Origin of the sequence: Photobacterium sp. MCCC 1A19761 (assembly GCF_037389125.1) — a bacterium.
GTDB lineage: Bacteria > Pseudomonadota > Gammaproteobacteria > Enterobacterales > Vibrionaceae > Photobacterium.
This window is the reverse complement of sequence record NZ_JAZGTF010000018.1, coordinates 1-4,216: the sequence shown is the minus strand read 5'-3', so window position 1 is coordinate 4,216 and position 4,216 is coordinate 1. Positions and strand designations below refer to the sequence as shown.

The window sequence follows — 4,216 nt, the reverse complement described above, 5'->3', positions numbered from 1 at the left end:
GCCTGTTTTAAGATCGCCAGGATCTGACTGTCCGTGTACCGTGATTTTTTCATGCAGAATCTCCTTTCGTTTAGGTTACGAGAAAATTCTACTTTTTGCTGCTGTTATTTTTCGGGGGGATTACCAAATAAAGCGGGTAAAAAGCTATAAGTAAATTATCAAATATAAGTTTTATTCTTAAATAACAGTGCTTTACTAATTAAATTTTTCACTTTAACATGCAACTGGTTAAAAGGGGGATCTTTATCTATGCAGTATAGCGACTACACCGCCACGAACCTCACCAAGGCAATCGATGGGCTAAACAAAAGAGCTATTTATGACTACCCAACCAAAACAACTAAGAGCAGGCTCAAAATACTCCAGGTAACGTTACCTGAAGGGCCAATTTTAATAGAGAGAATTACCCCGTCCAAAGGGGGAAAAGAACAAAAGACAGTAGAGGTCAGTATTTCCGTGGATATGATCCAGCGCCTGGCCAATGCGATCAAGCCAAACAGGCCAGTTAACGTAGACCGGGTATTCGGCGCCAGTTATAACACGCGCTCAGCGTTGGAAACCTTGTTGTTACACACTGAGTATTTCTACCTGTGTTACCCAGGGAGAATTCAATACGTTGGCCAGAGCACGAAAATAAAGAACGGCCATAAGCACCTCATATATCGCCCAGACAGCCCACACCGCGCAGGGATCATCGAAACACAAGAAGTACAAGGTATGTGTATTATCGAGGCAGACCGAGATATACAAATCGACGCCCTTACATCCAACAAACCACCGCTTGAAGGAGCCGAGGCCGAGTACCAGCGGGAGCACGAGCAGATGCAAGTACTCTTGGTAAAATGCGCAGAAGCCCTTGGACTGAACGTTTGGATAGCCAAGAATGACCATGGTGTTCAATACAACGGGAAGCGGCTTATCGAGCAAAAAAATGTAATCAAAGACCTAAGGAAAGTCCCAGCACTGCAAGGCTATACGGGTGCACCAAAAGCCGGGGAGCTTATTGATTGTATTTGGTTCGATAAAGAAGGCCGTAACATACCGGCAATTATTGAGATCGAGCACAGCACAGGGGTAACCTCTGGGCTTACCCGGATGAAAGGATTTATGGAAGCAGCCCCAAGGCTGATGGACATGACCTATATTATTGCGGCGCCAGATGACAAATACAGGGCTAAAATACACCAGAAAGCCAACGATCCCCAATTCAGAGAGCTGAACATCAAGTACTTGCCTTACTCGGCAATACTTGACCTATACCACCTAACAAGACGGAATATGTGTGGGATAGACAATATCAAGTTCCTGCATACTTTTTTAGAGGATCCATTAGCAGGCTGAAGCAGAAGCTTCGCCTTAAATGCGAAGCCTCCCCGTAAAAGTGAGAAATAACTCACTTTATTCGATGAATAAAATCATTAATCGTCTTAGCCACGCCTAGGGCTGCAACATACGGAACCCCGTTGCCGATGGTCTTGAACTTGTCGCTCAAAGTCATATTTGCCGGCAGCTCGAACTCTGGCGGCAGGGACTGGATCGCCAACGCTTCTGCCGCACTCAGGCGCCGCGGCTGGTACGGATGCAGGTGTACCTCATTGTTACCGTAAGCTGCTGTCGGCGAGTAACGCCAGCGGTGCAGGCGCTTGAACGACTTCTTGCTGGTATCACCTTCCGCAACTTCTTGGAACTTCGCCGACTTGGGCTGGAAGTAGGCACCAGCGTTCGGGTGGTGCAGCACATCATTTTTCCTGAACCAGTGCTCGATAGTCAGTTCTTCAATCACACTGCCAGGCATATCGGTTTCAGCACCCTCAACAAACTCCCGGGTATCCGGCCAGTCCGGCTTATCCAGCGCCTGCTCCCGGGTATATCTCATATGAGCTTCCCACTTGAACTTATCCTCCGGGATTTCCATTTTTGCCAAGATGCCTTCACCAAAGGAAGGCACCAAATGCTCCTTCTTCATGCCGAACATAAGTATACGGTCACGGTCCTGGGGGGCACCATACTGGATACAGTTCACCAGGTGGTCTGTCAGTACATAGCCTGAAGCGCGGAGATCCGCTTTCAGCTCTTCATAGAATTCACGGTGACGGGCGGTACGCCACAGCCCCTTTACATTTTCAAACAGGAAAAAGTCCGGGCCATGCTGGATAATGGCATCCACATAGGTACGGGACAGGCGGCCATTATCACCATCTTTACCCTTGTTCTTGCCGCCAACAGAAAAATCTGGGCACGGCGGGCCACCAATGAAGCCAACCAGCTCACCAGAAGACTGCAAACCAGACACATGCCCAGCCAGCTCCGAAGACTTCGGGCCTTCACCTACAAAATCTTCAATACTACAGTGGTAATGGCCAAACTCTGGCACAGGGCGGTCCATCACCTTTCTTGAATGCTTGTAGGCCTCAAGGAAGGGCCCATGGAACTCATTTACTGCAGCAGTATTAAAACCTGCCTCTTCAAAGCCTAGATCCAGGAAGCCCGAACCCGTAAAGAAAGAGAATATACTCGCCATTGCCACTGCCTACACATAACTGCAAAATCAGAAAGGGCTGGATTCTACCCTGTATGGACATACAATACAAAGTAGACCTAGCACGTATATATAACCATAAGAATTAAAAAATATTGCAGTTACAATGAAAATTTGCCCACTACCTCTCATACAGGGCATTCAGCCCACCCAGCAATTGTAGGAAGTACCTCTGTTCCATAATACGGACAACCTTATACGGGGCGGTAACCACTGGGCTGCCGGACAGGACAACATAGGTACCGGCAGGAAGGTCCTCATGAGCCACCCCCTCCGAAACCAAAAGCGCCTTGTTACCACCAATGGCAAACTCGTAGATCCCCTGTTCGAGGAGCCTCGGTGAGGCCCCGGACTGGCGCTCCAGGATCCCAGAGTGGCCCCCGATATCCTGGCTCACAACAACCGTCTGTATCTTTGCCGGCTCCTGGCCCGCGGCATTTGCTTCTGATTGCCCTAGCTTCCTTTTCAGCTCCTCGGCTGCAACCTCGTCCATTTTCCGCAATGCCCCAAGCGGATGGGTTTCCCCTGGCATCATAACCAAGTGCTTCTTCCCATTAATATAAAGCCATTCTACCTGCGGTAAAGACGCGATTATGGTTTCCGGCTGGTTCCTGCTGGAACCCGAACCATTAAGGACACTATCTACATGGGCAAGGCCATGTTCACACAAGGCGTCCCATATACGCTGCAACTCGCCAAACGGGCGGGACCTATCTTTCCCCTTTGCAGTCCTCAGGCAAACACGCCTGGCGTCGGTATCAACTTTAGTAACAGTTATATTTGCGCCCGGCCGGATGCTTTTCAGCTCCAGGCCAACCATCGATTCAATCTGGCCAATAACATCATCAAACGTCATACCTAAAACTACTCCTTGCTAAATGATGGTGGGAACTTGAGTACCGAAGCGTCGTCATTGGCCTCCTCGATAGCGGCGACATCATCGAGCCACTGGCGCAAAAAAGACTCGGCCTTAGGGTCTTCCCCGCCGACCTTGCAGAACGATACCTTGTAAGGCAGGCGGACACGGACAGGGCGGCCAGGCAGCGGGCCGTCATTGCCACCCAGCGAGTCCTTCAGGCTGATACCGGCAGCAAAGCGCCGGATATCCGAAACAAAGTCCAGGACAATCACCTTGTCCTTACCCGGGCTCAGGCGGAGCCCCCTCCCCAGCTGCTGGATAAATATCCGCCTGCTGTGTGTTACTCGTTGAAATACAACAATATTAACATCAGGGACATCAATCCCCTCATTGAAGATATCAACGGCACACACCACCTGTATTGCCCCGTCATGGAAGTCGCACAATATCCGGTTGCGCTCATAGCCTTCAAGCACCATCCCCCCCATTGTCCTGGAGTAGATCGCCTCGGCACGGCAGAACCCTAGCGCATTGATCCGGTCCCTCATCGTGATGGCGTGGTCGACCGTCCCGCAGAAGACTATCGCGCGGGGAGACTGCTGCTCGGCCCATGCCTTTTTCAGCTCAAGGACAACGGCATCATCCCACTCGGAAATAAACAGGGTCCGGTTGATTTTCTTCGGCGAAAAGCTATCCCCCTTCAGCTCCCGGAGCGCCTCCCAGTCAATATTGTCAGTAAACATCCGGTAGTCGACATTCGACAAGAAGCCACTTTTCAGCCCCTTCACCAGGTCAATGCTGACAACCGGGTTACCGAA

At 50.3% G+C, this 4,216-nt stretch carries 4 protein-coding genes; 1 reads left to right on the top strand and 3 read right to left on the bottom strand.

Annotated elements, in window-relative coordinates; translation table 11 throughout:
- The first annotated feature begins 249 nt into the window (after positions 1–249).
- On the top strand, positions 250–1,341 hold the full coding sequence (locus tag VV869_RS16435; protein WP_337736008.1) for a hypothetical protein: 1,092 nt from the start codon (positions 250–252) through the stop codon (positions 1,339–1,341).
- 52 nt (positions 1,342–1,393) lie between these two features.
- Here VV869_RS16435 and VV869_RS16430 read toward each other — a convergent pair whose 3' ends face one another.
- From VV869_RS16430 to VV869_RS16420, 3 genes are all read right to left on the bottom strand, one after another.
- Complete coding sequence (locus VV869_RS16430) at positions 1,394–2,521, bottom strand: DNA cytosine methyltransferase (RefSeq protein ID WP_337736007.1); 1,128 nt, start codon at positions 2,519–2,521, stop codon at positions 1,394–1,396.
- A gap of 139 nt (positions 2,522–2,660) precedes the next feature.
- Positions 2,661–3,395 carry a hypothetical protein gene (locus tag VV869_RS16425; RefSeq protein ID WP_337736006.1) on the bottom strand — a complete coding sequence of 245 codons (735 nt, stop codon included), beginning with the start codon at positions 3,393–3,395 and terminating at the stop codon, positions 2,661–2,663.
- An 8-nt stretch (positions 3,396–3,403) separates the two neighbouring features.
- Positions 3,404–4,216 (bottom strand): DEAD/DEAH box helicase (locus VV869_RS16420; RefSeq protein ID WP_337736005.1); only part of this gene is annotated, 813 nt, incomplete at its 5' end.